Here is a 24,518-nt window from a genome sequence, read left to right on the forward strand (position 1 = left end):
CGCGACCGGCCGCTCCTACAGCGACAAGCCCACCATCCTGACCTCCATCCGGGCCCGGCTGCTCACCCTGCACGGGGACACCGTGGTCCGGACCGGCCACGGCGAGGACACCACCATCGGCGCCGAGGTCGGCCACATCTCCTGAGCCCCCCGGGGCAGGAGTGGCCACTTCTGCCCCGGGGGTGAGTGGCGCCACCCGGGCACGACGAGCGGTCTCCGGCTCCGCCGGTACGCTCGACCTGTGCCTCGCGGTGACGGACGGCTGACGCACGACCTCGATCCCCATGCTCCCGGACCCCAGGACGCCTGTGGCGTCTTCGGTGTCTGGGCGCCCGGGGAGGAGGTCGCGAAGCTGACCTACTTCGGCCTGTACGCGCTCCAGCACCGCGGGCAGGAGGCGGCCGGCATCGCGGTCTCCGACGGCTCCTCGGTGGTGGTCTACAAGGACCTCGGCCTGGTGAGTCAGGTGTTCGACGAGCCGACGCTGGGCAGCCTGCGCGGCCACCTCGCCGTCGGCCACACCCGGTACTCCACCACCGGCGGTTCCACCTGGGAGAACGCGCAGCCGACGTTCCGCACCACCGGGGACGGCGCCGGCCTGGCGCTCTGCCACAACGGCAACCTCGTGAACACCGCCGAGCTCGCCAGCCGGGCCGCGGACGAGGGCGTCGCGGGGGCCTTCGCCTCGACCACCGACTCGGACCTGGTGACGGCGCTGATCGCCGCCCGGCAGGACATGTCGGTCGAGGCGGCGGCGATGGAGGTGCTGCCGATGCTGCGCGGCGCCTTCAGCTTCACCTTCATGGACGAGACCACCCTGTACGCCGCCCGCGACCCGCAGGGCGTCCGCCCGCTGGTGCTCGGCCGGCTGGAGCGGGGCTGGGTGGTGGCCAGCGAGACCGCCGCGCTGGACATCTGTGGCGCGTCCTTCGTCCGCGAGGTCGAGCCCGGTGAACTGCTCGCCATCGACGAGGACGGGCTGCGCAGCCAGCACTTCGCCCCTGCCGAGCCCAAGGGCTGCATCTTCGAGTACGTCTACCTGGCCCGCCCGGACACCACGATCTCCGGCCGCGGCGTGCACGCCGCCCGGGTGGAGATCGGTCGCCGGCTGGCCAAGGAGCACCCGGCCGACGCGGACCTGGTCATCCCGGTGCCCGAGTCGGGCACCCCGGCCGCCGTCGGGTACGCCGAGGCCTCGGGCATCCCCTACGGGCTGGGCCTCGTCAAGAACTCCTACGTGGGCCGCACCTTCATCCAGCCCAGCCAGACGATCCGCCAGCTGGGCATCCGGCTGAAGCTCAACCCGCTGCGCGACGTCATCCGCGGCAAGCGGCTGGTCGTGGTCGACGACTCGATCGTCCGCGGGAACACCCAGCGGGCGCTGATCCGCATGCTGCGCGAGGCCGGCGCGCTCGAGGTGCACGTCCGCATCTCGTCGCCGCCGGTGAAGTGGCCCTGCTTCTACGGCATCGACTTCGCCAGCCGGGCCGAGCTGATCGCCAACGGCCTGGACGTCGACGGCGTCCGCGCGTCGATCAACGCCGACTCGTTGGGCTACGTCTCCGAGCAGGGGCTGATCTCCGCGACCGAGCAGCCGGTCAACCGGCTGTGCACCGCCTGCTTCACCGGTGAGTACCCGATCCCGCTCGGCGAGCCGGAGGTCCTCGGCAAGCACGTGCTGGAGGGCATCGGCCGGCGGGCGCTGTCCGAGGGCGCCCCGGCGGTGACCGGCTGGACCGGGCAGCAGGCGGGCAGCCCCGCGGTCTCCGGCGGCGCGGACGACGCGCTCCAGCGCCCGTGACGGAGCGGGGCACAGGGACGGACGCCGACCTCACCTACGCGGCCTCCGGCGTCGACATCGACGCCGGGGAGCGGGCCGTGACGCTGATGCGCGCCGCGGTGGAGAAGACCAACCGGCCCGAGGTGGTCGGCGGGCTCGGTGGCTTCGCCGGCCTGTTCGCCCTGGACACCACGAAGTACCGCACGCCGCTGCTCGCCTCGTCCACCGACGGCGTCGGCACGAAGATCGCGCTGGCCCGGGCGCTGGACCGGCACGACACGATCGGGATCGACCTCGTCGCCATGGTCGTCGACGACCTGGTGGCCTGCGGCGCCGAACCGCTGTTCCTGCAGGACTACGTCGCCTGCGGCCGGGTCGTCCCGGAGCGGATCGCCGCGATCGTCACCGGCATCGCGACCGGTTGCACCCAGGCCGGAGCCTCACTGGTCGGCGGGGAGACCGCCGAGCACGGGGACCTGATGGACGCCGACGAGTACGACCTGGCCGCCACCGCGGTCGGGGTCGTGGAGGCCGACGCGGTGCTCGGGCCCGAGCGGGTCCGGGACGGCGACGTCGTCCTGGCCATGGCATCCTCCGGCTTCCACTCCAACGGCTACTCGCTGGTGCGCCGGGTCGTGGACCGCGCGGGGCTGGACCTGCACGCCACCTCGGCCGGCCTGGACCGACCGCTGGGCGAGGAGCTGCTCGAGCCGACCCGCATCTACGCCCGGGACTGCCTGACGCTGGTGGACGAGCTCGGCGTCGAGACGGTGCACGCGTTCGCGCACATCACCGGCGGCGGGCTGGCCGGCAACACCGCGCGCATCCTCCCCGACGGCCTGGAGGCGGTGCTCGACCGCGGCACCTGGGCGCTCCCGGCCGTGGTGCAGCTGATGGAGGAGCACGGCGTCCCGCGGGCGGAGTCCGAGCGGGCGTTCAACTGCGGCGTCGGCATGGTGGCCGCGGTCGCCCGTGAGCACGCGGAGCGTGCCCAGGCAATGCTGACCGCTCGCGGCGTCCCGGCCTGGGTGGCCGGCACGGTGCAGCGGGCCGAGGGCGCCGGCGGCGCCCGGCTGGTCGGCAGCTACCGCTGAGGAAGGACCCTGCCCCCGCGCTCGCGGCGGGTGCAGGGCGGCCGGCGCGCACGACGACACCGCCGCACCCGGAGGTGTCGGCGGTGTCGCGGTGGGACGAACGCCGGGCCGCAGGGCTCAGCTGGTCAACGACTGGCAGCCCAGTCGTCGTCCTCGTCCTCCTGCGCCCAGCGATCGGCGTAGCTGCTGTCCTCGTCGTCGTCCTTGGTCCCACCGCGGGTGGGGAACGACGACGGCTGACCAGCGAGTTCACGCTGGAGGGCTGTGAGGTCGGTGTTGGGTGAGCTGTACTTGAGCTCACGGGCCACGCGTGTCTGCTTGGCCTTCGCTCGGCCGCGCCCCATTGGCTCGACCCCCTCGTGACGGAGTGCGGGCGCCCAGCACTGGGCTGGACGGCCCGTGTGGCGACCCCGACTGAGTGACTGTGTCCTGCAGCGAGCTTACGACACGGACGGGTCACGGGCACGCATCGGCGTCCGCGACCCCCTCATCCGGAGGTGGATGTGACCGGGGTCTCACTCTGGCGGGGTCAGCGGGGCAGCCGGATCGTCGCCAGCCGGCCCACGTCGCGCATCCGCTCCTCGGCCAGCCGGTCGGCGGCGACCGCAGGGGAGACCCCGTCGTCGTCGGCCTGCCGGAAGACCCGCAGCGCCACGTCGAAGATCGTCGTCGCCTTGGCCTCCGCCCGGGCGAAGGAGAAGCCGTGCCGCTCGTCCTCGACCTGGATGACCCCGCCGGCGTTCACCAGGTAGTCGGGGGCGTAGAGGATGCCGCGCTTGCGCAGCAGGTCCGCCGTCGCGTCGTGGGGGAGCTGGTTGTTCGCCCCACCGCAGACGATCTCGGCGGGCAGGACGGACACGGTCTCGTCGTCCAGGGCGCCGCCCAGCGCGCACGGCGCGTAGACGTCGTGCGGGGTGCGGACCAGGGTATCGGTGTCCGCCACCGCGATGGCCTTGGGGTGGCGGGTCAGCAGCCGGTCGACCGCGCGCTGGTCGACGTCGGTGACGACGACGGCCGCCCCGTCGGCCACCAGCCGGTCCACCAGGTGCGACCCGACCTTGCCGACCCCGGCCACGGCGACGGTGCGGCCGGCCAGCGACGGGGTGCCCCAGCGGTGCTGCGCGGCGGCCCGCATGCCCTGGTAGACCCCGAAGGCGGTCAGCACCGAGGAGTCGCCGCACCCGCCGAACGCTTCCGAGCGGCCGTGGGCGAACCGGGTCTCCCGGGCGACGACGTCCAGGTCGGCGTTGTAGGTGCCCACGTCGCACGCGGTCAGGTACCGGCCGCCGAGGCTCTCCACGAACCGGCCGTAGGCCCGCAGCAGCGCCTCGGTCTTGTCCCGGTTCGGGTCCCCGATGATCACGGCCTTGCCGCCGCCGAGGTCCAGGCCCGCGAGGCTGTTCTTGTAGGCCATCGCCTTGGACAGCGCGAGCGCGTCGGCGACCGCGGCCTCCTCCGAGGGGTACGGGTAGAAGCGCGTTCCTCCCAGTGCCGGCCCGAGGGCCGTCGAGTAGATCGCGATCACCGCGCGCAGACCCGACCCGGGGTCGCTGCAGAAGACCACCTGTTCATGCCCGGAACCCAGTACGTCCACGGTTCGCAGCCTAGGCCGGGCCGGGTCGGGTGCCGGTCGTCCCGGCCCAGCCCGGCGGGGGGCCGCCGGAGACCGCCCGGTCCCGGCCGTGAGGTGCCTGCGACCGGCGGGGAGGCGGCCGGGCATCATCGGGAGCTGACGGCAGGCGCCGGTGGTCCCGACGCCTGTCGTGCCTCGGAGCCCGGGTCCAACGCCGGCCGGCCGGGAGCAGGCGACCCGCGGAGCACCGCCGTGCCCGCGACACCGGAGGAGATCCACACCATGGCCCGACGCACGCGCCTGCTCACCCTCGCCCTGGCGGCCCCCCTGTTGGCCGGCGGGTGCGCCACGGAGAACTCCGGGAGCGGCCAGAGCGCGAGCACCGCTGCGGCCGCCGCACCGGCCGGCGGGGACCTGGAGTTCGCGGTGGTGACCCACGGCTCGGCCGGTGACGCCTTCTGGGACGTGGTGCGGAACGGCGCCGGGGCGGCGGGGGAGGACCTCGGCGTCGGCGTCGACTACCAGAGCGACGGCGATCCGCAGCGGCAGTCCCAGCTGATCCAGGCGGCCGTCAACCAGGGCGTCGACGGGATCGTCGTCTCGATGGCCAACCCCGACGCCCTGCAGGACGCCGTGGCCGCCGCCGTCGACGCCGGGATCCCGGTCGTGACGATCAACTCCGGCGCCGAGCGGTCGGCGGAGTTCGGCGCGATCGGCCACGTCGGCCAGGACGAGGCCGTCGCCGGCCGGGGCGCGGGCGAGCGGCTGGCCGAGGACGGCCGGCAGAACGTGCTCTGCGTGGTGCACGAGGCCGGCAACGTCGGGCTGGAGCAGCGCTGCGACGGCGCCTCGGCGGGCCTGGGCCGCGACGTCCGGCTGCTGCAGGTGGACATCAACGACCTGCAGGCGGCCCGGTCCACCATCACCTCGCAGCTGCAGAGCGACCCGTCGATCGACGCCGTCCTGACGCTGAACTCGGCGGTGGCCTCAGCGGCCGTGGCCGCGGCGGCCGACGCCGGCTCGTCGGCGGAGGTGGCCACCTTCGACCTGAACGGCGACGTCATCGCCGCCATCGAGGACGGCGCCGTCACCTTCGCCGTCGACCAGCAGCAGTACGAGCAGGGCTACCTGCCCGTCGTGCTGCTCAAGCTGTACGCGGAGAACCTGAACACCGTCGGCGGCGGTCAGCCGGTGCTCACCGGCCCGGCGATCGTCGACGCGCAGAACGTCGACGCGATCGCCGGCCTGGCGTCGTCCGGCACGCGCTGAGGACGACGGCTGTCGACGGGGAGGGCCCATGGGCGTCACCCAGGAGGCGACCGCGCAGCCGCGCGCCGACGAACCGCGGTCGCAGCCTCGGCGACTCCGCCAAGTCCGAGGTCTCCCGGAGGAGCTCACCACGATGATGGCCGGCGGGGACGAGCTCACCCACCTCGCCGAGGAGCTGGAGCGCCCGGCGCGGGCGTGACCGACCGCGGGGGAGGGGCCTGTGTCGACATCGCGGTCCCGTCGCCGCGCGAACCGTCTGCCGCGCCGCGTGTTGCCCCTGGGACGGGGGGTGCCCGATGGGACCCTCGCTGGGCACACCTCGCCCCGCGTCCCCAGGGAGCCCCATGTCGCAGCGCACGCAGCGCCCGGACCGGCCGGCCGGCCGGTCCCGGCTGCTCGCCGGTGCGCTCGCCGCGCTGGTCGCCGGTGCGGTCCTGGTCGGCGGCGCCGGCAGTGCCGCGGCGGTCCCGGTGAACCCCAGCGACGAGGACATCACCGGCGCGCAGACGGCCCAGGACGCGGCCGCGGCCGAGGTGGGCCGGCTCGCTGGACTGGTCGCCGCGGCCGAGGCCCAGCTGGAGCAGGCCCAGGTGCAGGCGGAGGCGGCGGGCGCGGCCTACCTGGCGGCGGAGGAGGTCAGCCTGCAGGCGCAGGCCGCCGCGGCGCGGGCGGCCGCGGAGCTGCGGGCGGCGACCGACGCGGTGACCGCCGCCCAGCGGCAGATCGCGGAGTTCTCCCGGGACAGCTACATGAACGGCAGCACCCTCAGCGCGGAGATGGCGCTGCTGGACGCCGACGGCCCGGCCGAGCTGGTCCAGACCGCGGCGATGCTCGACTACGTCGCCGACCACCAGCTCGACGTGCTCGACGTCCTGGAGATCGCCCAGGTGCAGCAGGCGAACGCCGACTCGACGGCCCGCGCACTGCGCGACGAGGCCGCTGCCGCGGAGCAGGCGGCCGGCGACGCGAAGGCCGCGGCGGACGGCCAGCTCGCCGCGCAGCAGAACGCGGTCGCCGAGGTGGCCGCGCAGAAAGCGTCCCTGGACCAGCAGCTGCAGGCCGCCCAGGTGCGCCTGCTGGAGCTGCAGGGGGCGCGCAACGCCTACGAGGCCTGGCTCGCCCAGAAGCGGGCCGAGGAGGAGGCGGCCGCCCGTGCCGCCGCCGAGGCGCAGGCCGCCGACCAGGCGTCCGACGCGGCCGCGGGCTCGGGCTACGCCCGGCCCGCCCGGGGCACCACCAGCAGCTGCTACGGCGCCCGCTGGGGCGTGACGCACCTGGGGGTGGACATCGCCGCACCCATCGGGACGCCGGTCCGCGCCGCGACCAACGGGGTGGTGCAGCGGGCGGGGGCCGCGACCGGGTTCGGGCTGGCCGTCTACATCCGCGGCGACGACGGCGCGATCACCGTCTACGGCCACGTCAACGAGTACTACGTCCAGGCGGGCGACCGGGTGTCGGCCGGGGAGACGATCGGTGAGGTCGGCAACCGCGGGCAGTCCACGGGGCCGCACCTGCACTTCGAGGTGCACCCCAGCGGTTCGCTGTACAGCGGCGCGGTCGACCCGGTGCCGTGGATGGCCGCCCGGGGCATCACCATCCGCGGCTGCTGAGCAGCCGGGTCAGGCCGGCCCGCAGTTGGTGTCGACGTACTGCTGGACGCGGGCCTGCGGATCGGCCGCCCGGCTCTCCAGGTCGGCCACTGCCTCCTGGACCGCCATCTGGCCCTCCGTGGTGTTGAGGTCCACGCCGGCCACCGCGTCGCGCAGCCCGGCGAAGGCCTGCTGCAGCGCGTCCCAGTCCGGCGCGATCTCGGCCGGGGGCTCGATCCGGTCGAAGACGGCCACGCTCTCCTCCAGCGCGGCGTCCAGGCTGTTCGGGTCGGCGGCGTCCAGGCCGTTGGTGATCTGGGCGAACGCCTGCTCGGCCTCGGTGCAAAACGCCTGCGCCTCGCTGTCCCCGCCGGCGGCCTCGGTGGACTCGGCGGCGCTGGACCCGGCGGCCGTGGACGCGGCGGCACTGGAGGTCGCGGTGGCGTCCGGCGCCTCGTCGTCCGAGCCGCCGCACGCGGTGAGCACGAGGACGGCGGCGACGGACAGACCGGCGCGGGCCAGGGTGCGGGGGGTGCGCATGCCACCCACGCTAGCCGTGGTCGTCGCCGGCCGGGCTAGCGTGCGGGCGTGACCGCACCCGTGGACCCCCGGGCCGGCTGGGACGTGCCCGCGCCGGGGACGATGCCCCACACCGCCGACCTCGAGCCGCTGGTCAGCCGGGTGCTGGCGCCCAACCCCTCGGGGATGACGCTGGACGGGACCAACACGTACCTGGTGGGTGCGCCGGGCAGCGGGCAGGCGGTGGTGGTCGATCCCGGGCCCGCCGCCGGCACGCACCTGGCGGCCGTGGAGGAGGCGCTCGCCGCGCGGGGGGCGCGGGTGGTCGCCGTCCTGGTCACCCACCACCACGCCGACCACGCGGAGGCGGCGCTGCCCTGGGGGGCGCACTTCGGCGCGCCGGTGGCCGCCGCCGATCCCGCGGTCGCCGGTCCGCGGGGCCGGGTGCTGACCCCGGGCGAGCGGCTGGTCCTGGCCGGTACGACGATCGGCGTCGTCCCCACCCCGGGCCACACCGCCGACCACCTGGCCTTCCGGCTGGAGTCCGGCGCCGTCCTGGTCGGCGACCACGTCCTCGGCCGGGGGACGTCGGTGGTCACCCACCCGGAGGGCGACGTCCTGGCGTACCTGGAGTCGCTGCGGCGGGTGCACGACCTGGGCCCCTCCGCGCTGTACTGCGGGCACGGACCCGAGCTCACGGTGGACCCCGGCGCGGTCCTCGAGTTCTACACGGCGCACCGCAGGTACCGGGAGCAGCAGCTGCTCGACGCGCTCGCCGGTGGGCCCCGCACGGTCGACCAGTTGGTGGCGGAGGTGTACGCGGCGGTGCCCCGGGCGCTGTGGCCGGCCGCGGCGCAGTCGACCCGGGCCACGCTGGCCAAGCTGGCCGCCGAGGGCCGGGTCCGGCCGGCCGCCGGCGGAGCCGTCGCCCTGGCGTGAGACGACGGGGCCCGGGACGACGGCGCCGCCGCACCCTGGGCGGGTGCGGCGGCGCCGGAGGCGTCGCGGGGTCAGCGCACGGCGCGGATCTGCGTGCTCGTCGTGGACAGCGGCGACCACGCGTCGGGGTGCGGCTTCCCGGCATCGACGACCCAGCTGGGGGTGCGCGGAGCACCGGTGCGGACCCTGCGGGGAGCGCTCAGGTGCACGATCAGGCCGAGCAGGGCGACCAGTCCGACCAGGACGCCGGCGATGACCAGGAGCGTGGAGAGCATGAGGAGAAGGTAGTGGGGAGGACCGGTCAGGGTCCGCGTCCCGGACGGGCAGATGTCACCGAAACCCGGCTCCGAAGAGCGGGGACATCGCCAGTTGACGGCCGTGGCGGGCGACATGTCGACCGCCGTCCGCCGCGGATCCGTGCCAGGCGGCCCCCGGAGCGGCCATGTTGGCCAACACGGCCGGTCCGGGGGCCCTTCCTCAGCGGTTGAGGGGGAGGCCGGTGTAGTTCTCCGCCAGCTCGCGGGCCGCGGTCTCCGACGAGCAGACCCGGTGCAGCTGGGAGAGCTGCAGCTCGGCGTCGAAGTCGTCGCCGGAGCGGTGCAGCATCGAGGTCATCCACCAGGAGAAGTGGGTGCACCGCCAGACCCGGGCCAGCGCGCGGTCGGAGTAGCTGTCCACCAGGTCCGGTTGCCCTTCCTGCAGCAGCCGGACCAGCGCCTCGGCCAGCAGGGTGACGTCGGCGGCGGCCAGGTTGAGCCCCTTCGCGCCGGTCGGCGGGACGATGTGGGCGGCGTCGCCGGCCAGGAACAGCCGGCCGCGCCGCATCGGGGCGCTGACGAAGGAGCGCATCGGGAGGATCGACTTCTCGGTGACCGGACCGGTCCGCAACTCCCAGCCGTCGAGGGCGAACCGGGTCGCCAGGCCCTCCCAGATCCGGTCGTCGGACCAGTCCTCGATCTTCTCCGTCGGGTCCACCTGCAGGTAGAGGCGGGACACCTTCGGCGAGCGCATCGACAGCAGGGCGAAGCCGTCGGGGTGCCAGGAGTAGACGAGCTCGTCCTCCGACGGGGCGACGTCGGCCAGGATCCCCAGCCAGGCGTAGGGGTAGGTGCGCTCCCAGGTGCGGCCCGCGGTGCCGGCGGTGACCACCGGCCGGGAGACGCCGTGGAACCCGTCGGTGCCGGCGATGACGTCGCACTCGAGCACCTGCGGGGTGCCGTCGGCGTCGGTGAACCCGATCCGCGGCGCGTCGCCGTCCACGTCCTCGGGGGTGACGTCGGAGACACCGAACAGCAGCGGCGGGCCGCCGTCCAGCTGCGCCCGGATGAGGTCCTTGGTGACCTCGGTCTGCCCGTAGACCCACACCTTCCGGCCGCACAGCGCCGGGAAGTCCAGGTGGTGCCGGACGCCGGGGTACTGCAGGTGGATGCCGTCGTGCGGCAGGCCCTCCCGCTGCAGCCGGTCGCCGACGCCGGCGTCGATCAGCGTCCGGACGGTGTGCTCCTCGAGGATGCCTGCGCGGATCCGTGCCTCGACGTACTCCCGGGAGCGGCTCTCCAGGACGACGGTGTCGATGCCGCGCAGCTGCAGCAGCCGCGACAGCAGCAGTCCGGCCGGCCCGGCCCCGATGATCCCCACCTGAGTGCGCACGGCCAGAGTGTGACGGCCGCGACGGGTGGGCGGCGACCCTCGGCTTCCGGTGGGCGGAACGGGCGTCGCCTGCCGTCAGCCGATGTCCGCCCACGGGGTCCAGGTCCCGTCGGGCTTCCGGGTCCGCCACCGGAGGACGTCGTCGGCGTGCACGGCGGCGACGACGAGCCGCCCGTCGCGGGTGGCCACCGCGATCGGGGAGTCGACGAGCTGCCCGCCCAGGGAGGTCCACGGGCCGTACGGGGAGTTGGGCCGCCGTTGCAGCGCGACGGACGCTCCGCCGTCCCGGTCCCGGACCGCCGTGGCGATCGTGCCGGCGCTCGTCGTGGCCGTGGCCGGCTGGCCGAGCCCCCCGGTGCCGTCGAGCGTGGTGCTGGCGGTCCACCGGAGGACGGCGTCCTGCCAGGTGACGGCGACGGCCGCCGTGCCCGCCCGGCGGTAGTGCACCTCCAGCCGCCCGTCCGCGTTGAACGCCAGGGTCGGCGGGCCGGCCGGGGGCAGCGCGGGGACCGTCGCCCGGGCCAGGCGGCCGTTCGGGCCGGTCTGCCGCCAGGCGACCAGCCCGGTGCGCGTGGCGGCGACCACCACGATGTGGCCGACGCCGTCCAGGACGGCGGTGCACGGGTCCTGCAGGTCGCTGTCGCCGAAGTCGGTCCACTCCGCCCAGCCGCCGCCGATCCGCTGCCACCGGCTGGACAGCCCGCCGCGCGCGTTCACGGTGAACACCTGCAGCCGGCCGTCGGCGTTGCACGCGAGCACCGGGGTCCCGACGTGGCGGGCCGCGTCGCCGGGGTCCGGTGTGCCGAGGTCGGTCCAGCTCCCGCCGGAGGCCGGTCGGGTGAGGACGCGGTGGTCGGTCGTGCGGGCCGCCAGGTGGATGCCACCGTCGAGGCGCCGCAGGGTGGTCACCGCGCGGATGTCGGCACCCAGGTCGACGGGGCCGTCCCAGGAGCCGCCGTCCCCGGTCCAGGACAGGGCGCGGCCGGCGCGGACGACGACCAGGTGCAGTGTGCCGCCGGCGTCCACCGCCGACCAGGAGGTGCCGGCCGGGTGCCGGTGGTAGGCGCGGTCGGTCCAGCCCCAGGCGTCGACGGCGGCGGGGTCCCAGGGCTGGTACTCGTCGGCGAACAGCCTGCGCTTGTGCTCGCGGGTGGCCGGGTCGAGGTCGACCGGGAGCTGGCTGATGCCGTAGTCGCGGTGCTCGGTGACGTGCGGCAGCCGGTCGCGGGTGCTGGTGCGGTACCGGTCGACGGCCTGGACGGCGAGCGCCGCGGCGGCCCGGTGGTCCGGGTGCGACGGGGGGACGTCGTACCGGGGGTCGGCGGAGAGCTCGGTGAGGTGGAGCTGGGTGGGCCGGTACCGGTGCAGCAGCGCCGCCAGGACCGCCACGGTGGTCCCGGCGTCGTAGGGCTGGGGTGCGCGGACCAGCCCGTCCGCCGCCGGCACGGTCGAGAGGGTGGCGCCCGTGGCCAGCGCGGCGAGCTGACCGTCCGGGAGCCCGAGGAAGACCAGCCGCACCGCCGGGCGGTCCCGCAGCCGGAGCTCCTCGACCTCACGGCCGGCGACCCGGACGACCCGGCCGACCCACTCGCCCTGCAGCGGCCGGTCGCCGACCCCGGCGGACACCCGGTGGGCGTCCTGCACGCCGCGCTGCCGGTCGCGCACCCGGTCGGCGGCCGCGGTCCCGGTCAGGCCGGCCTGCCCCGCGGTGACGTAGACGACGGTCGTGGGGAGCCCGGCCCGGATGCCGGTGTCCAGGTCGGGGTTGAGGAAGAGCAGGTCGTCGTCCGGATGGGCGACGACCGCCAGCACGGCCGCGGGCACCGGCGCGGCTCAGCGGAACTCGGCGGTCCGGGCCAGTGCGCGGCCGATGCCGCGGGCCGCGACCTGCAGGACCGGGGCGAGGCGGCCGACGTCCCGGCGCCCGGAGGGCACCACGATGCCGAGGGCGGCGACGACGACCGGGCCGGCCGGGCGCTCCACCGTGACCGGCACGGCCACCGAGGCCGCGCCCAGGCTCATCTCCTCCGACGTGCGCGCCGACCCGCGCCGGCGCACCTCGGCGAGCTCGCGGAGCAGCAGCCGGGGGTCGGCGACGGTGTGCCGGGTCTCCCGGCTGAGCCGGTGCAGCACCTGGTCGAGGACGTCGTCGGGCGCCGACGCCAGCAACACCTTGCCCACCCCGGTGGCGTGCAGCGGCAGCCGGCTGCCCACCTGGCTGACCACCGGGACCGACTCGCGGCCGGAGATGCGCTCCACGTAGAGCGCCTTGAGCCCCTCCCGGACGGCGAGGTGGACGGTGTCCCGGGTGGCGGTGTGCACGTCGAGCAGGAAGGGGGCGGCGACCTGGCGCAGCTCCAGCTGCACCGGGGCCAGCAGGCCGAGGTCCCAGAGCTTGCGGCCGATCTCGTAGCGGCCGTCCGGCCGGCGGGACAGCGCTCCCCAGACGACGAGCTCGGCGAGCAGCCGGTGGGCGGTGGTGAGCGGGGTGCCGGACCGGGTGGCCACCTCGGAGAGGGTCAGCCGGGGATGCCGGACGTCGAAGGCGTCCAGGACGCCGAGGGCCCGGGAGGTGACCGACCGCCCCGCGGTGACCGCGCCACCCGCCATGAGCCCCTGCTTTCATCCAGTGGAAGATGCGACTTGGGCACCCTAGCTCTGGGCCGTACGGTCCGGAACATGACCGGGACCACATCACGGGAGCCGCGTCCGGCGTCGGACAGCGCGCTCGTCCTCCCGCGTTACCTGCGTGAGGGCGAGGGCCGGCGGACGCCGCTCGACTACCCCGGGTACCGCAGCACGGCTCTGCGCGCGCCGCTGCGCACCCCGGTGGACCTGCCGCACCGGCTGACCGAGATCACCGCGCCGGTACTGGGTGAGGACCGGGTGGGCCCGCTGGACGCGGACCTGACGCTGCGGATGGGCGGCGAGGCGCAGGGCCAGCGGATCATCGTCTACGGGCGGGTGCTCGACAGCGACGGCCGCCCGGTGCCCGACACCCTCGTCGAGGTCTGGCAGGCCAACGCGGCCGGCCGCTACCGGCACGTGATGGACAACTGGCCCGCCCCGCTGGACCCGCACTTCGACGGGCTCGGCCGGGTGCTCACCGACAGCCTGGGCCGGTACGAGTTCACCACCATCAAGCCCGGTGCCTATCCGTGGGGCAACCACCACAACGCCTGGCGGCCGGCGCACATCCACTTCAGCCTCTTCGGCCGGGCGTTCACCCAGCGCCTGGTCACCCAGATGTACTTCCCGGACGACCCGCTGTTCGGCCAGGACCCGATCTTCCAGTCGATCCCGCCGGTCGCGCGGCACCGGGCGATCAGCCGGTTCGACCTGGAGCGGACCCAACCGGACTGGGCGCTGGCCTTCGAGTGGGACATCGTCCTGCGCGGCACGGAGCAGACGCCGTTCGAGACCGACGACGACGGAGACGTGGCCTGATGACGGTCGAGGGTGATGGGGTGGCGGCGGCGCACGCCTCGCCGCTGGTGCGGGACGCGGTCGACGTCGAGGTGCGGCGCCCGGGCATCCCCCGGCGGGGCACGGGCTTCCTGACCGAGCCCCTGCGGTTCGGCACCACGCCCAGCGCCACGGTCGGCCCCTACCTGGCCATCGGGCTGACCTGGGACGACGGCCCGTACGCCGTCCCGGAGGGCACCCCCGGCGCGATCTGGCTGCGCGGCCGGGTCTTCGACGGCAACGGTGACCTGATCCCCGACGCGATGATCGAGACCTGGCAGGCCGACCCGGAGGGGCGCTTCGCCCACCCGGACGACCCGCGCGGCGCGGTGACGCACGACCCCGGTTTCCGGTGGCTCGGCCGCTCGCACACCGTCGAGGGCGGGGAGTACGCCGTGCTGACGCTCAAGCCCGGCCGGGTGCCCGACGGCGAGGGCGGGCTGCAGGCGCCGCACGTGGACGTGTCGGTGTTCGCCCGCGGACTGCTGGACCGGGTGGTGACCCGGATCTACTTCGCCGACGAGGCGGAGGCCAACGCCGAGGACGTCGTGCTGCGCTCGCTGCCCGACGACGCGGCGCGGGCCACGCTCATCGCCCGGCCCACGGACGACGGCTACCGGCTGGACATCCACCTCCAGGGCTGCGCCGACAAGGGCACGGACGAGACAGTCTTCTTCGCGGTGTGAGCGGCGACCTGCGGGCCCGACCCGCCAGGATGACCGCGTGACCGGACTGCTCGACTCGACGTTTGCCCGCGGCCAGGTCTCCGGCGGGGACGTCTGGCTGGTGGCGCTGCTGGAGGTCGAGGGCGCGCTCGCCCGCGCCGCCGCCCGGGTGGGCCTGGTCGCTGCCACGGCGGCCGACGAGGTCAGCCGTGCCTGCGGCGAGCCCGGGCGGCTGGACCTCGCCGCGGTCCACGCGCGGTCCGCGGACGCCGGCAACCCGGTCCCGCCGCTGGTGCGGGCACTGCGCGACGCGGTGGGTCCGCACGCCGCGCGAGCCGTGCACGTCGGGGCCACCAGCCAGGACGTCGTCGACACCGCCGCGGTGCTGCTCGCCCGCCGCGGCCTGCAGTTGATCGACGCGGACCTGGCCGCGGCGGCTGAGGCGTGCGCCCGGCTGGCCACCGAGCACCGCGACGACGTGCTGATGGGCCGCACCCTGCTGCAGCAGGCGCTGCCGGTGACGGTGGGCCTCAAGGCCGCCGGGTGGCTGACCGGGCTGGACGGCGTGCGCGCCCGGGCCGCGGCGGTCGCGGCGGAGCTGCCGGTGCAGTACGGCGGCGCGGTCGGCACCCTGGCGGCCAGCGGCGGGTCCGGCGTGGACCTGCGGCGGGAGCTGGCCACCGAGCTGGGGCTGCAGACCACCCCGCTGCCCTGGTTCACCGTCCGGCTGCCGATCGCCGACGTGGCCGGCGTGCTGGGCGCGGCCGCCGGGGTCGTGGCCACCATCGCCCTGGACCTGGTGCTGCTGGCGCAGACCGAGGTCGCCGAGGCCGCGGAGGTCGCGCCGGGCCGGGGCGGGTCCTCGGCGATGCCGCACAAGAACAACCCGGTGGCGGCGATCTCCGCCCGGGCGTGCGCCCGCCGGGCCCCCGGACTGGTCTCCACCCTGTTCGCCGCGATGGAGCAGGAGCACGAGCGCGGCGCGGGCACCTGGCACGTGGAGTGGCCGACGCTGACCGAGCTGCTGGGCACGGTCGGCTCCGCGGCCTCCTGGCTCGCCGAGGCGCTGGGCTCGCTGCGGCTGGACACCGGCCGGATGGCGCAGACCGTCACCGCGGCCTCGGACCCGCAGCTGGCCGGTGCCCTGGCCGAGGCGCTCACGCCGTCGCTCGGCGCCGACGCGGCACACGACGCGGCGGCCGCGGCCGTCCGCCGGGCCGTGGAGGAGGGACGGCCGCTGGCCGACGTCGTCCTGGAACGCCCGGACGTCGACGGCGCGGCGCTGGTCGCCGACGCAGCGCCGGACGTCGGTGAGGCCGGCGCCCAGGTGGACGCGGCTCTCGCCGCGCACGTGCTCACCGTCCAGCAGCTGAGAGGATCGGCATGACAGCGGTCGAGGTCGACGCCACGGTGGACGGCTCGGAGGACGCTCCGGTCGTCGTCCTGTCCAACTCCCTGGGTGCCACCCGCGCGATGTGGGACCCGCAGGTCCCGGCCCTGACCGAGCGGTACCGGGTCGTCACCTACGACACCCGGGGGCACGGGACGTCGCCCGCCCCGGCCGGTCCGTACACGCTCGACGACCTGGTCGACGACCTGGTCGCGCTGCTCGACCGGGTGGGCGCCGAGCGCGCCCACGTGGCGGGGCTGTCGCTGGGGGGCATGACCGCGCTGCGGCTGGCCGCCCGGGAGCCGCAGCGGGTCCACCGGCTCGCCGTCCTCTGCTCGTCGGCGAAGACCGAGCCGCAGGGCTTCCTCGACCGGGCCGCCGCCGCCCGGACCGCCGGGACGGCGTCGTTCGCGCCCTCCGTCGTCACGCGCTGGCTGACCCCGCCGTACGCGGCCGGGCACCCGGAGCTGGTCGCCCGCCTGGAGGCGATGATCGCCGGCTGCGACGACCAGGGCTACGCCGCGTGCGCCGAGGTGGTCGCGCGGATCGACCTGCGCGAGGACCTGGCCCGGATCACCGCCCCGACGCTGGTGGTCTCCGGAGCGGAGGACCCGGCCCTGCCGCCGGCGCACCAGGAGGCGATCGCCGCGGGGCTCCCCGGCGCGGAGCTGCTCACCCTCAGCCCCGGGGCGCACCTCGCCAACCTCGAGCAGCCGCTGCGGGTCACCGGGGCGCTGCTCGGCCACTTCGACGCGGCAGGACTCGGCCGTGGGGACACAGCAGGGGACGAGCGATGACCGAGCCGGGACCGACCACCGACGACGCCCGCCGCGACGCCGGCATGCGCACCCGCCGCGAGGTGCTCGGCGACGCGTGGGTCGACCGGGCGGTCGCGGGCACCACGCCGTTCACCGCGGACTTCCAGGACTACATCACCCGCACCGCGTGGGGGGACATCTGGCAGCGGCCGGGCCTGGCCCGGCGGGACCGCAGCCTGCTCACCCTGGCCATCACGATCGCGCTGCGGCACTGGGACGAGTTCGAGCTGCACGTGCGCGCGGCGAAGAACAACGGTCTCAGCGACGAGGAGATCGCCGAGGTCATCCAGCACGCGGCCGTGTACGCCGGCGTGCCCGCGGCCAACCACGCGTTCAAGCTGGCCCGGACGGTGCTCGAGGAGCTGCGCGGGCGTTGACCCGCTGCCCGACCCGGGCCGTCGGTGGGGGAACAGCGACGGCCCGGGCCAGGGGTCAGGGGTCAGGCGACCGGCAGCAGGCTGCAGAAGTCGACCGCGTCGGTGGGCACGCTGATGAGCTCCACCACGTCGTCGGCCGAGACGGTCTTGGTGATCGAGCCCGACGTGAAGTAGGAGTTCGCCGGCAGGCCGGCCGCGGCGAACGCGTCCACCTCCGCCGGGGAAGCGAACACGAAGCTCGGGGCGGCGAAGTCGTACTCCCACGTCCCGTCCGCGCCGAAGAACTCCGAGCCCTCGCCGGAGACGTCGAGCTCGTCGAGGAGCACGGTGCCGTCCGGGCTCAGCACGTCGACCGTCGTGGCCCCGCGGTACTCGATCCGGTCGCCGTCGTCGTCCCGGGTCACCCGCCACTCGCCGGTGAGGTCCCCTGAGCTGAGGAAGACCCCGCCGCACAGGTCCGGGAGCGCGATCAGGAAGGCCTGGGCCGGCGCCCCCTCGCCGCCGGTGTCCTGCGGGAAGGGGACCGGCAGCCCGGCGTCGGCGCTGTCGGCGAAGTCGATCCGCCAGACCTCGCCGCCGGGGGTGGCCGGGCTCATCGGCGTCTCCGCGATCCCCTCCGCCGGCGCGACGCTGTACGCGGACACGTAGACCTCGGCGTCCGCGCTGACCGCGACGCCGCCCGGGAAGGGGACGTCGACCGAGCGGTAGGTGCCAGCCGCGACGTCGACGTTGACCACGTTGCCCGGCACCCCGGCCGGGGCGGCGGACGGGTTGGAGCCGAACAGCTGGGAGACGTAGAGGTGCTCGCCGGCGCCGTCGACGGCGAGGCCGGTGATCGCGGTGAACCCGCTCCAGGCCTCGAGCTCCTCGCCGTCGGGACCGTACGTGCGGACCTCGGCCGCGCCCGCGACCTCCGAACCCAGCCCGCCGACGTAGACGTTGCCGTCGTCGTCGGTGGCCAGCGACGTGGGCACGTACTCGGGGGTCACGTCGTCGCCGGCCGGCGTGGGGAAGGTCGCGAAGACGGTGATTGCGTACGGCGGGATGCACGCGTCGCCGACGCAGTTCTCGGGGACGGCGGCGACGTCGGGCTCGACCTGCCACACCGTGTTCGCAGCGGCGTCGGCGACCAGCGCGTAGCCGTCCTCGCCGGCCGGGCCGTCCGGGGTGGGGTCGACGAAGAGGACGGCGTAGGCGGTGCTCTCGTCCTGGGCACCGTCGGGGTTCAGCTCGGTCTCCGCGGCCGCGAGCGCGGCGTAGGGCACGACGAGCTGCTGCTCCCCGTCGGGCTCCACCACCACCAGGTGGGCGAGGGTGTCGGCGCCGGCGGCGGCGAGCAGCTCGGGGGCCAGCGGGCCGAACGGGAAGTTGCCCTCGGCCACGAGGTACTCGCCGTCCAGGTCGGTGTCGTCCGCGCCGTTCGAGCCGATCGCGAAGCTGCCGTCGGGGCCGGCCAGCGAGAACAGCCCGTCGACCACGCGCTCGGCGGTGCCGCCCCCGCCCCCCGGGTCCTCGATCGCGGTGATCCCGCCGGTCGATCCGCCGCACAGCCCCGACTCCGGCGGCGCCCCTGGCGGGGTCACGCAGGTGTCCCCACCGGACCCGGCCTCGGCGACCAGCAGGACCCCGTCGTCCCCCCAGGAGAGCTGCCTCGGGTTGTCCAGCCCGGTGGCGACCACCACCTCACCCTGCGCAGCGGCCGACGGGGCGAACCCGACGGTGAGGCCGCCGAGGACGAGGGCGCCCACACCGAGGTGGGCGATGGACCTGCGCATGTGTCTCCTCTGCCGGATGCGCTGCGGCGCATCCGGCCTGGTGGCGGGGGTCGGCTCCCGGAACCCAGGGGGACGGTGCGACGGTCCGCAGGCCGGGACGGGGTCCGGCCGGCGACACTCCGGCGACGATCACGCAGCGTCACCTAGGGCGCGTTGCTGTGCGCCCGGTCACATCCCGCATGACCGTCACCCCGGCGGGGGAATTTCCGTGCACACCCGATCACCGTTCGTGAGGATCGGTACAGGAGAGGCGTGCTGCCCGAGCGCGGACGGCCGCCCGCACGCGAACGACCAGCGAACTCCCGGGTCGAGCGCCGACACCGGAGGGACCGCACGTCGTTGTCCGAGACCGTCGACCCCCGCCGCGACCCGGCCCGGCCGTTGCGCGTGGCTCCGGTCCCCGGCGGGCACCCGTACCTGGAGGCCGTCCGGCCGGACGGCGTGCGGCACGTCGTCGCGGACGCCGCCGGGTGCAGCGTGTGGCTGGACCCCCGGTACCTGACCTCGTCCGCCGCGGACGTCGACGTGCTGCACGTCCTGGCCGGCCACCTGCCGCTGACCGGGCCGGCGGTCGACGCCTGGACGACGGCGGTCCGGCGCACCGGCGTGCCCCTCGTCGTCACGGTCCTCGACCTGGTCGGGCCCGACGGCCCGGACGCGGGCCCCGCCCGGTCGCGGCACCGCGCGCACCTGCGGGCGCTGCTGGCCACCGCGGAGGTCGTGTTCACGCTGACCCCGGGCGCGGCCGACGAGATCGCCGACCGGTACGGGCGGACGGCGATCGTGGTGGCCCATCCCTCGCTGGCCGAGCCGACCCTGGACGTCGGCCGGGAGACCCGGCTGGTCGGTCTGCACCTGGGCCGGTTCGAGGCGGGCCCGGCCGGGGCGGCCGCCCTGGTCCGGGGCGCGCTGTCGGGCGCGGTCTCCGGCGGCGGGCGGCTGCGCGTCGACGTCCACCCCGAGGCCGACCTCGGCGCCGGCCCGCCCGGACTCGCCGAGCTGGCCGCCGCCGGCGAGCTCGACCTGCGCCGCAGCTGGCCGGTCGACCCGTCGTCCTCGGTGAAGCAGCTGCAGGAGCTGCACGTGTGCGTGCTGCCGCCGGAGACCGGCTGCACCCACTCCGGCTGGGTGGAGCTGTGCCGGGACGCCGGGACCCGGGCCGTGGTGCCCGGCGGTGGCCACCATGCCGGGCAGTGGTCCGACGTCGTCGCCTACGGCTGCGATCCGCAGACCGGGCCGGACGCCGCGTCCCTGCACTCCGCGGTGGTGGCCGCGCTCACCCGGCCGGCTCCCGGCCGGGCCGACCGTGGCCGGCGGGCCGAGCAGCGGGCGGCGGTGCGCCAGGTGTACGCGCAGGTATACGCGCAGGTGGCCGCCGACCGCACGGCGGTCTGAGCGGGCTGCCCCTCACGGACGTGTGGGTCCTACTGGGCGTGCCCTCTTCCCTCCGACGCCGGAGCAGCTCGGGCCGGCACCGTGCACCTCTGTCCTGCGCAGTGACCTGACCGACGAGCAGGAGGCGCTGCTGGAACCGGTGTCCAACACCCCGGGCATGCGCCGGACCTGCGGCGCGCGGACGAGCGCACCGATGAGAACCTGACCTGACGGAAGAACACAGGAGGACGCACCCCATGTCACCTATCCGGCGCTTCGATCACGTCGGCATCACCGTCAGGGATCTCGACACGGTGACGGACTTCTTCGTCGGGCTGGGCTTCGAGGCCGAGGGCCGGACGGTTCTGGAAGGCCAGTTCCTGGACACCGTCATCGGCATCCCCGAGTCCCGTACTGAGATGGTCGTGCTGCGGCCGCCCGACGGAGGAACCGGGCTGGAACTGTCGAGATTCATCCGCCCGGACCACGAACCGGGTTCGCCCGACCCCATGCCGAACGAGCTGGGGTTGCGCAACGTGACGTTCGAGGTGGACGACCTCCAGGCGATCCTCGACCGGCTCGCCGCGGACGGCTACCACCTGCTCGGCGGCGTCGGTCAGTACGAGGGCGTCTGGCGCATGGCGTCTGTGCGCGGACCCGAGGGGTTCATCGTGAACCTGGCCCAGCGAATCGACTGATCCGCGTCAGCCGGCCGGCCGGGCGGGCTCGTCGAGGTCGTCGACCTCCGGGGCGTGCGCGGAGGCGTCGCATGCGGCAGCCGGACGGTGAAGGAGGTCCGGCCGGGCCGGCCGGCCAGCTCCACCGTCCCGCCGTGCGCGGTCACCACCGCGTGCACGATGGCCAGGCCCAGCCCGGTGCTGCCGGCGTGCCGCGAGCGCGACGCGTCCCCGCGGGCGAACCGCTCGAAGACGTGCCCGCTCAGCGCGGCGGGCACGCCGGGGCCGTCGTCGGTGACCTGCAGGACCGCCCAGCCGTCCTCGGCGCGCAACCGGGTGGTCGCGGTGGTGCCCTCGGGCGTGTGGGTCCGCACGTTGGTGAGCAGGTTGGCCAGCACCTGGTGCAGGCGCGCGGTGTCGCCGGGGACCAGGACGGCGACGTCGGGCAGGTCGAGCTGCCAGCGGTGGCCGGGTCCGGCGACGTGCGCGTCGCTGACCGTGTCGACGGCCAGCGCGGTCAGGTCGACCTCCTCGGTGGTCAGCTCCCGGCCGGCCTCCCGGTCGGCGTCCAGCCGGGCGAGCAGCAGCAGCTCCTCGACCAGCTCGGACATCCGCAGCGCCTCGGACTCCACCCGCCGCATCGCATGGCCGACGTCCGGGGGCACCTCCTGGCGCTGCCGGCGGACCAGCTCGGCGTAACCGCGGATCGAGGCCAGCGGGGTGCGCAGCTCGTGACTGGCGTCGGCGACAAACTGCCGCACCTGCGTCTCCGACGCCTGGCGCGCGGCCAGTGAGCCCTCGACGTGGTCGAGCAGCCGGTTGAGCGCCGTCCCCATCTGGCCGACCTCGGTGCGCGGGTCGGTGTCCTCCGCGGACACCCGCTCGGCCAGCTGCACCTCACCGCTGGCCAGGGGCAGCTCGGCGACCCGGGTCGCGGTGGCCGCGACCCGGTCCAGCGGGCGCAGCGTGCGGCGGATGACGAGCACCGCGGCGAGCGCGGCGGCCGCCAGGGCCAGCAGCCCCATGACGACCTCGACGGCGATCAGGTTGCGGACCGCGGCGTAGGTGCCGGCGAGGGGCAGGCCGCTGACCAGCACGGCGCCGTCGGGCATCGCGGTGGCCACCAGGCGGTACTCGCCCAGCTGCCCGCCGAGGTCGCGGGTGTGCGGGCTGCCCTCGGCGGGCACGCCGGCGACGATCGCCTGCTGGTGGGCGGTCAGCGCGGTGACGGTGAACCGGGCCCCGAGGACCCCGGCCTCGGTGGCCGTGCCGTCCTCGACCCGCGCGCCCAGCGTGCCCTCGCCCTGCCCGCGGGCGTAGAGGAAGGCCGGGCCGCCGTCGCCGGGGCCGTCCGGGCCGCCGGGGTCGCCCGCGTCCGCGGGCGGTGCCGAGGGCGAGCCGGTGCCGGGGTGGTCGGCGTAGTTCTGGGAGCGGAAGGTGACGTCCTCGAGCCGTCCGTCGACCTGGCCGACGAGCTCCTGCCGCAGCGCGGTCACCGAGACCACGCCGACGAGGGCGAGCACCACGACCAGCGGGACGACGAACGCCACCAGCAGCCGGGTGCGCAGCGACCGGTGGGACCGCGCGGGGTGGCCGCTCACGAGGAGGTCAGGACGCGGGCTTGATCACGTACCCGGCGCCCCGCAGCGTGTGGATCATCGGCGCCCGGCCCGCGTCGATCTTGCGCCGCAGGTAGGAGATGTACAGCTCGACGATGTTGCCCTGGCCGCCGAAGTCGTACTGCCACACGCGGTCCAGGATCTGGGCCTTGGACAGCACCCGCTTGGGGTTGCGCATCAGGTAGCGCAGCAGCTCGAACTCGGTCGCCGTCAGCCGGATGTCCTCCCCGCCGCGGGTGACCTCGTGGCTCTCCTCGTCCAGGGTCAGGTCGCCGACCACCAGCAGGCCGTCGTCGGCGACGACGCGGCTGGTCCGGCGCAGCAGGCCGCGCAGCCGCGCGGCGACCTCCTCCAGGCTGAAGGGCTTGGTGACGTAGTCGTCGCCGCCGGCGGTGAGGCCCGCGATCCGGTCCTCCAGCGCGTCCTTGGCGGTGAGGAAGACGACCGGGACCAGAGGGGCGTCGGCGCGCAGCCGGCGCAGCACCTCCAGGCCGTCCATGTCCGGGAGCATGACGTCCAGGACGACGGCGTCCGGCCGGAACTCGCGGGCGGCGCGCACCGCGTCGGTGCCGTCGTGCGCGGTGCGGGCGTCCCAGCCCTCGTAGCGCAGCGCCATGGACAGCAGCTCGCAGATGGAGGGCTCGTCGTCGACGACGAGCACCCGCAGGGCGCTGCCGTCCGGCCGGGTCAGCCGCGCCCGGGAGCTGGATGCGGGGGTCGTCGTCGTCATGCCCCGACTGTGCGCGGCGACCCTGCGAGTTCCCTGTGCGGCGAACAGGAACACCCTGGGGGACACGATCGGCCCGCATCATGGTTAGGTCTGCCTAGCCTATGTACTGGGAGGACCGCGCGTGACCAGGCCCCGGCGGGCGACCGCCGCACTCATCTCCGCCGTCGGCTTCGTCGGCACGCTCACCGCGTGCGGCGGGTCCGGGGAGGCCGCGGGGGCGGAGACGCTCACCGTGTACAGCGCCCAGCACGAGAGCCTGGTCCGCACGATGCTCGAGGACTTCACCGCGGAGACCGGCATCGAGCTGGAGTTCCGCGACGCGAACGACTCCGAGCTCGCCAACCAGATCGTCCAGGAGGGCGACGCCTCGCCGGCGGACGTCTTCCTCACCGAGAACAGCCCCTCCATGGACGTCGTCGACGAGGCCGGGCTGCTCGCCCCGGTGGACCGGGCGACCCTCGAGCAGGTGGGCGAGCCCTACCGCCCGACGTCGGGCAACTGGGTCGGGTTCGCCGCCCGCTCGACCGTGCTCGGGTACGACCCCGACGCGGTGACCGAGGCCGAACTGCCGGCGTCCCTCCTCGACCTGGCCGACCCCGCGTGGGAGGGCCGGGTCGCCATCGCCGCCGGCGGGGCCGACTTCCAGGCGATCGTCAGTGCCGTGCTCGCGCTCAGCGGCGAGGAGGCGACCCGCAGCTGGCTGGCCGGGCTGAAGGCGAACGCCGGGATCTACGCGAGCAACACGGCGGTGATGAAGGCGGTCGACGAGGGCGAGGTCGCCGTCGGCGTCATGTACCACTACTACTGGTACCGGGACCAGGCCGAGTCCGGCCTGGTGGGGGACGACGTGACGCTGCACTACTTCCGCAACCAGGACCCCGGGGCCTTCGTCAGCGTCTCCGGAGCCGGCGTGCTCGCCTCCTCCGACCAGCCGGAGCAGGCGCAGCGGCTGGTGCAGTACCTGACCGGCGCGGAGGCGCAGCGGCGCCTGGCGGACAGCACCGCGCTGGAGTACGCCGTGGGGAACGGGGTGGCGTCGGCCGAGTCGCTGCCGCCGCTCGCCGACCTGCAGGCGCCCGCCGTCGACCCCGGCTCGCTGAACGCCCCGCTGGTCACCGAGCTCATGCAGGACGTGGGACTCCTCTGAGCACGCTCCCGCGCCCGCTCGACGACCCCGGGGCGCCGGCCCGGCCGGCGGCCCGGGGCTCCCGGCGG

The 24,518-nt window shown here is 75.3% G+C and carries 24 protein-coding genes; 14 read left to right on the plus strand and 10 right to left on the minus strand.

Annotated elements, in window-relative coordinates:
* The first annotated feature begins 241 nt into the window (after window positions 1-241).
* Entirely contained in the window at window positions 242-1,801 is a 1,560-nt protein-coding gene (gene purF / locus HK417_RS19890) for an amidophosphoribosyltransferase (protein WP_222270144.1), read from the plus strand.
* Entirely contained in the window at window positions 1,798-2,874 is a 1,077-nt protein-coding gene (gene purM, locus HK417_RS19895; protein WP_222270154.1) for a phosphoribosylformylglycinamidine cyclo-ligase, read from the plus strand. Before purF ends, purM begins: the two co-directional genes overlap by 4 nt.
* A gap of 125 nt (window positions 2,875-2,999) precedes the next feature.
* Here the strand turns inward: purM and HK417_RS19900 are convergent, their stop codons facing one another.
* Together HK417_RS19900 and HK417_RS19905 are read right to left on the minus strand one after the other, a co-directional pair.
* Entirely contained in the window at window positions 3,000-3,218 is a 219-nt protein-coding gene (locus HK417_RS19900) for a DUF3073 domain-containing protein (RefSeq protein WP_222270156.1), read from the minus strand.
* A 185-nt stretch (window positions 3,219-3,403) separates the two neighbouring features.
* Window positions 3,404-4,468, minus strand: a complete 1,065-nt coding sequence (locus tag HK417_RS19905; RefSeq protein ID WP_222270167.1) for a Glu/Leu/Phe/Val family dehydrogenase — start codon at window positions 4,466-4,468, stop codon at window positions 3,404-3,406.
* A 261-nt stretch (window positions 4,469-4,729) separates the two neighbouring features.
* Between HK417_RS19905 and HK417_RS19910 the strand changes: the two genes are divergently transcribed.
* From HK417_RS19910 to HK417_RS19920, 3 genes are all read left to right on the plus strand, one after another.
* Window positions 4,730-5,716, plus strand: coding sequence for a substrate-binding domain-containing protein (locus HK417_RS19910; RefSeq protein WP_222270169.1), 987 nt, complete (start codon window positions 4,730-4,732; stop codon window positions 5,714-5,716).
* Window positions 5,717-5,744: 28 nt separating this feature from the next.
* Window positions 5,745-5,915: a hypothetical protein gene (locus HK417_RS19915; RefSeq protein WP_222270171.1), complete on the plus strand. Its 171-nt coding sequence runs from the start codon at window positions 5,745-5,747 to the stop codon at window positions 5,913-5,915.
* Between the two features lie 145 nt (window positions 5,916-6,060).
* Window positions 6,061-7,326 (plus strand): M23 family metallopeptidase, encoded by a 1,266-nt coding sequence (locus tag HK417_RS19920; protein WP_222270180.1) that lies wholly within the window; start codon window positions 6,061-6,063, stop codon window positions 7,324-7,326.
* A gap of 9 nt (window positions 7,327-7,335) precedes the next feature.
* Here HK417_RS19920 and HK417_RS19925 read toward each other — a convergent pair whose 3' ends face one another.
* Window positions 7,336-7,845, minus strand: coding sequence for a hypothetical protein (locus HK417_RS19925; protein ID WP_222270182.1), 510 nt, complete (start codon window positions 7,843-7,845; stop codon window positions 7,336-7,338).
* A 48-nt stretch (window positions 7,846-7,893) separates the two neighbouring features.
* Here HK417_RS19925 and HK417_RS19930 point away from each other — a divergent pair, with 48 nt between their 5' ends.
* Window positions 7,894-8,763: an MBL fold metallo-hydrolase gene (locus HK417_RS19930; protein ID WP_222270184.1), complete on the plus strand. Its 870-nt coding sequence runs from the start codon at window positions 7,894-7,896 to the stop codon at window positions 8,761-8,763.
* A gap of 71 nt (window positions 8,764-8,834) precedes the next feature.
* Here HK417_RS19930 and HK417_RS19935 read toward each other — a convergent pair whose 3' ends face one another.
* The 4 genes from HK417_RS19935 to HK417_RS19950 all read right to left on the minus strand — a co-directional run bounded on the left by HK417_RS19935 (window position 8,835) and on the right by HK417_RS19950 (window position 13,023).
* Complete coding sequence (locus HK417_RS19935; RefSeq protein WP_222270186.1) at window positions 8,835-9,038, minus strand: hypothetical protein; 204 nt, start codon at window positions 9,036-9,038, stop codon at window positions 8,835-8,837.
* A gap of 202 nt (window positions 9,039-9,240) precedes the next feature.
* The gene (locus HK417_RS19940) at window positions 9,241-10,413 is read right to left on the minus strand and encodes a 4-hydroxybenzoate 3-monooxygenase (RefSeq protein ID WP_222270195.1); all 1,173 of its coding nucleotides are present in this window, start codon (window positions 10,411-10,413) and stop codon (window positions 9,241-9,243) included.
* A 75-nt stretch (window positions 10,414-10,488) separates the two neighbouring features.
* Entirely contained in the window at window positions 10,489-12,237 is a 1,749-nt protein-coding gene (locus HK417_RS19945; protein WP_222270197.1) for a PIG-L family deacetylase, read from the minus strand.
* 9 nt (window positions 12,238-12,246) lie between these two features.
* Window positions 12,247-13,023: an IclR family transcriptional regulator gene (locus HK417_RS19950; RefSeq protein WP_222270199.1), complete on the minus strand. Its 777-nt coding sequence runs from the start codon at window positions 13,021-13,023 to the stop codon at window positions 12,247-12,249.
* 69 nt (window positions 13,024-13,092) lie between these two features.
* Here HK417_RS19950 and pcaH point away from each other — a divergent pair, with 69 nt between their 5' ends.
* Genes pcaH through pcaC form a run of 5 tightly spaced genes read left to right on the plus strand, consistent with a single transcriptional unit; the run spans window position 13,093 to window position 17,128 of the window.
* Window positions 13,093-13,860 carry a protocatechuate 3,4-dioxygenase subunit beta gene (gene pcaH / locus HK417_RS19955; protein ID WP_222270201.1) on the plus strand — a complete coding sequence of 256 codons (768 nt, stop codon included), beginning with the start codon at window positions 13,093-13,095 and terminating at the stop codon, window positions 13,858-13,860.
* A complete protein-coding gene (pcaG, locus tag HK417_RS19960; protein WP_222270204.1) occupies window positions 13,860-14,564 on the plus strand; it encodes a protocatechuate 3,4-dioxygenase subunit alpha in 705 nt (234 codons plus the stop codon). The genes pcaH and pcaG overlap by 1 nt, the downstream gene beginning before the upstream one ends.
* Before the next feature lie 37 nt (window positions 14,565-14,601).
* Window positions 14,602-15,930, plus strand: coding sequence for a lyase family protein (locus HK417_RS19965; RefSeq protein ID WP_222270206.1), 1,329 nt, complete (start codon window positions 14,602-14,604; stop codon window positions 15,928-15,930).
* Complete coding sequence (gene pcaD, locus HK417_RS19970; RefSeq protein ID WP_222270222.1) at window positions 15,927-16,730, plus strand: 3-oxoadipate enol-lactonase; 804 nt, start codon at window positions 15,927-15,929, stop codon at window positions 16,728-16,730. The genes HK417_RS19965 and pcaD overlap by 4 nt, the downstream gene beginning before the upstream one ends.
* Window positions 16,727-17,128, plus strand: coding sequence for a 4-carboxymuconolactone decarboxylase (gene pcaC, locus HK417_RS19975; RefSeq protein ID WP_222270224.1), 402 nt, complete (start codon window positions 16,727-16,729; stop codon window positions 17,126-17,128). The genes pcaD and pcaC overlap by 4 nt, the downstream gene beginning before the upstream one ends.
* A gap of 62 nt (window positions 17,129-17,190) precedes the next feature.
* Here pcaC and HK417_RS19980 read toward each other — a convergent pair whose 3' ends face one another.
* The gene (locus tag HK417_RS19980) at window positions 17,191-18,903 is read right to left on the minus strand and encodes a ScyD/ScyE family protein (RefSeq protein ID WP_222270226.1); all 1,713 of its coding nucleotides are present in this window, start codon (window positions 18,901-18,903) and stop codon (window positions 17,191-17,193) included.
* 339 nt (window positions 18,904-19,242) lie between these two features.
* On the opposite strand from HK417_RS19980, the gene HK417_RS19985 reads away from it, so the two are divergent.
* Together HK417_RS19985 and HK417_RS19990 are read left to right on the plus strand one after the other, a co-directional pair.
* Window positions 19,243-20,298 carry a hypothetical protein gene (locus HK417_RS19985; RefSeq protein ID WP_261327387.1) on the plus strand — a complete coding sequence of 352 codons (1,056 nt, stop codon included), beginning with the start codon at window positions 19,243-19,245 and terminating at the stop codon, window positions 20,296-20,298.
* A gap of 236 nt (window positions 20,299-20,534) precedes the next feature.
* Window positions 20,535-20,975: a VOC family protein gene (locus HK417_RS19990; RefSeq protein WP_222270228.1), complete on the plus strand. Its 441-nt coding sequence runs from the start codon at window positions 20,535-20,537 to the stop codon at window positions 20,973-20,975.
* Here the strand turns inward: HK417_RS19990 and HK417_RS19995 are convergent.
* Together HK417_RS19995 and HK417_RS20000 are read right to left on the minus strand one after the other, a co-directional pair.
* On the minus strand, window positions 20,894-22,555 hold the full coding sequence (locus HK417_RS19995; protein ID WP_222270230.1) for a sensor histidine kinase: 1,662 nt from the start codon (window positions 22,553-22,555) through the stop codon (window positions 20,894-20,896). The two genes, HK417_RS19990 and HK417_RS19995, sit on opposite strands and share 82 nt — an antisense overlap.
* 7 nt (window positions 22,556-22,562) lie before the next feature.
* Complete coding sequence (locus HK417_RS20000; protein WP_306433869.1) at window positions 22,563-23,303, minus strand: response regulator transcription factor; 741 nt, start codon at window positions 23,301-23,303, stop codon at window positions 22,563-22,565.
* Window positions 23,304-23,424: 121 nt separating this feature from the next.
* Here HK417_RS20000 and HK417_RS20005 point away from each other — a divergent pair, with 121 nt between their 5' ends.
* Window positions 23,425-24,450 (plus strand): iron ABC transporter substrate-binding protein, encoded by a 1,026-nt coding sequence (locus HK417_RS20005; RefSeq protein WP_308123719.1) that lies wholly within the window; start codon window positions 23,425-23,427, stop codon window positions 24,448-24,450.
* Window positions 24,451-24,518 lie beyond the last annotated feature (68 nt).

This window comes from Modestobacter marinus (assembly GCF_019799945.1).
In the GTDB taxonomy this organism is placed as follows: Bacteria; Actinomycetota; Actinomycetes; order Mycobacteriales; family Geodermatophilaceae; genus Modestobacter; species Modestobacter marinus_B.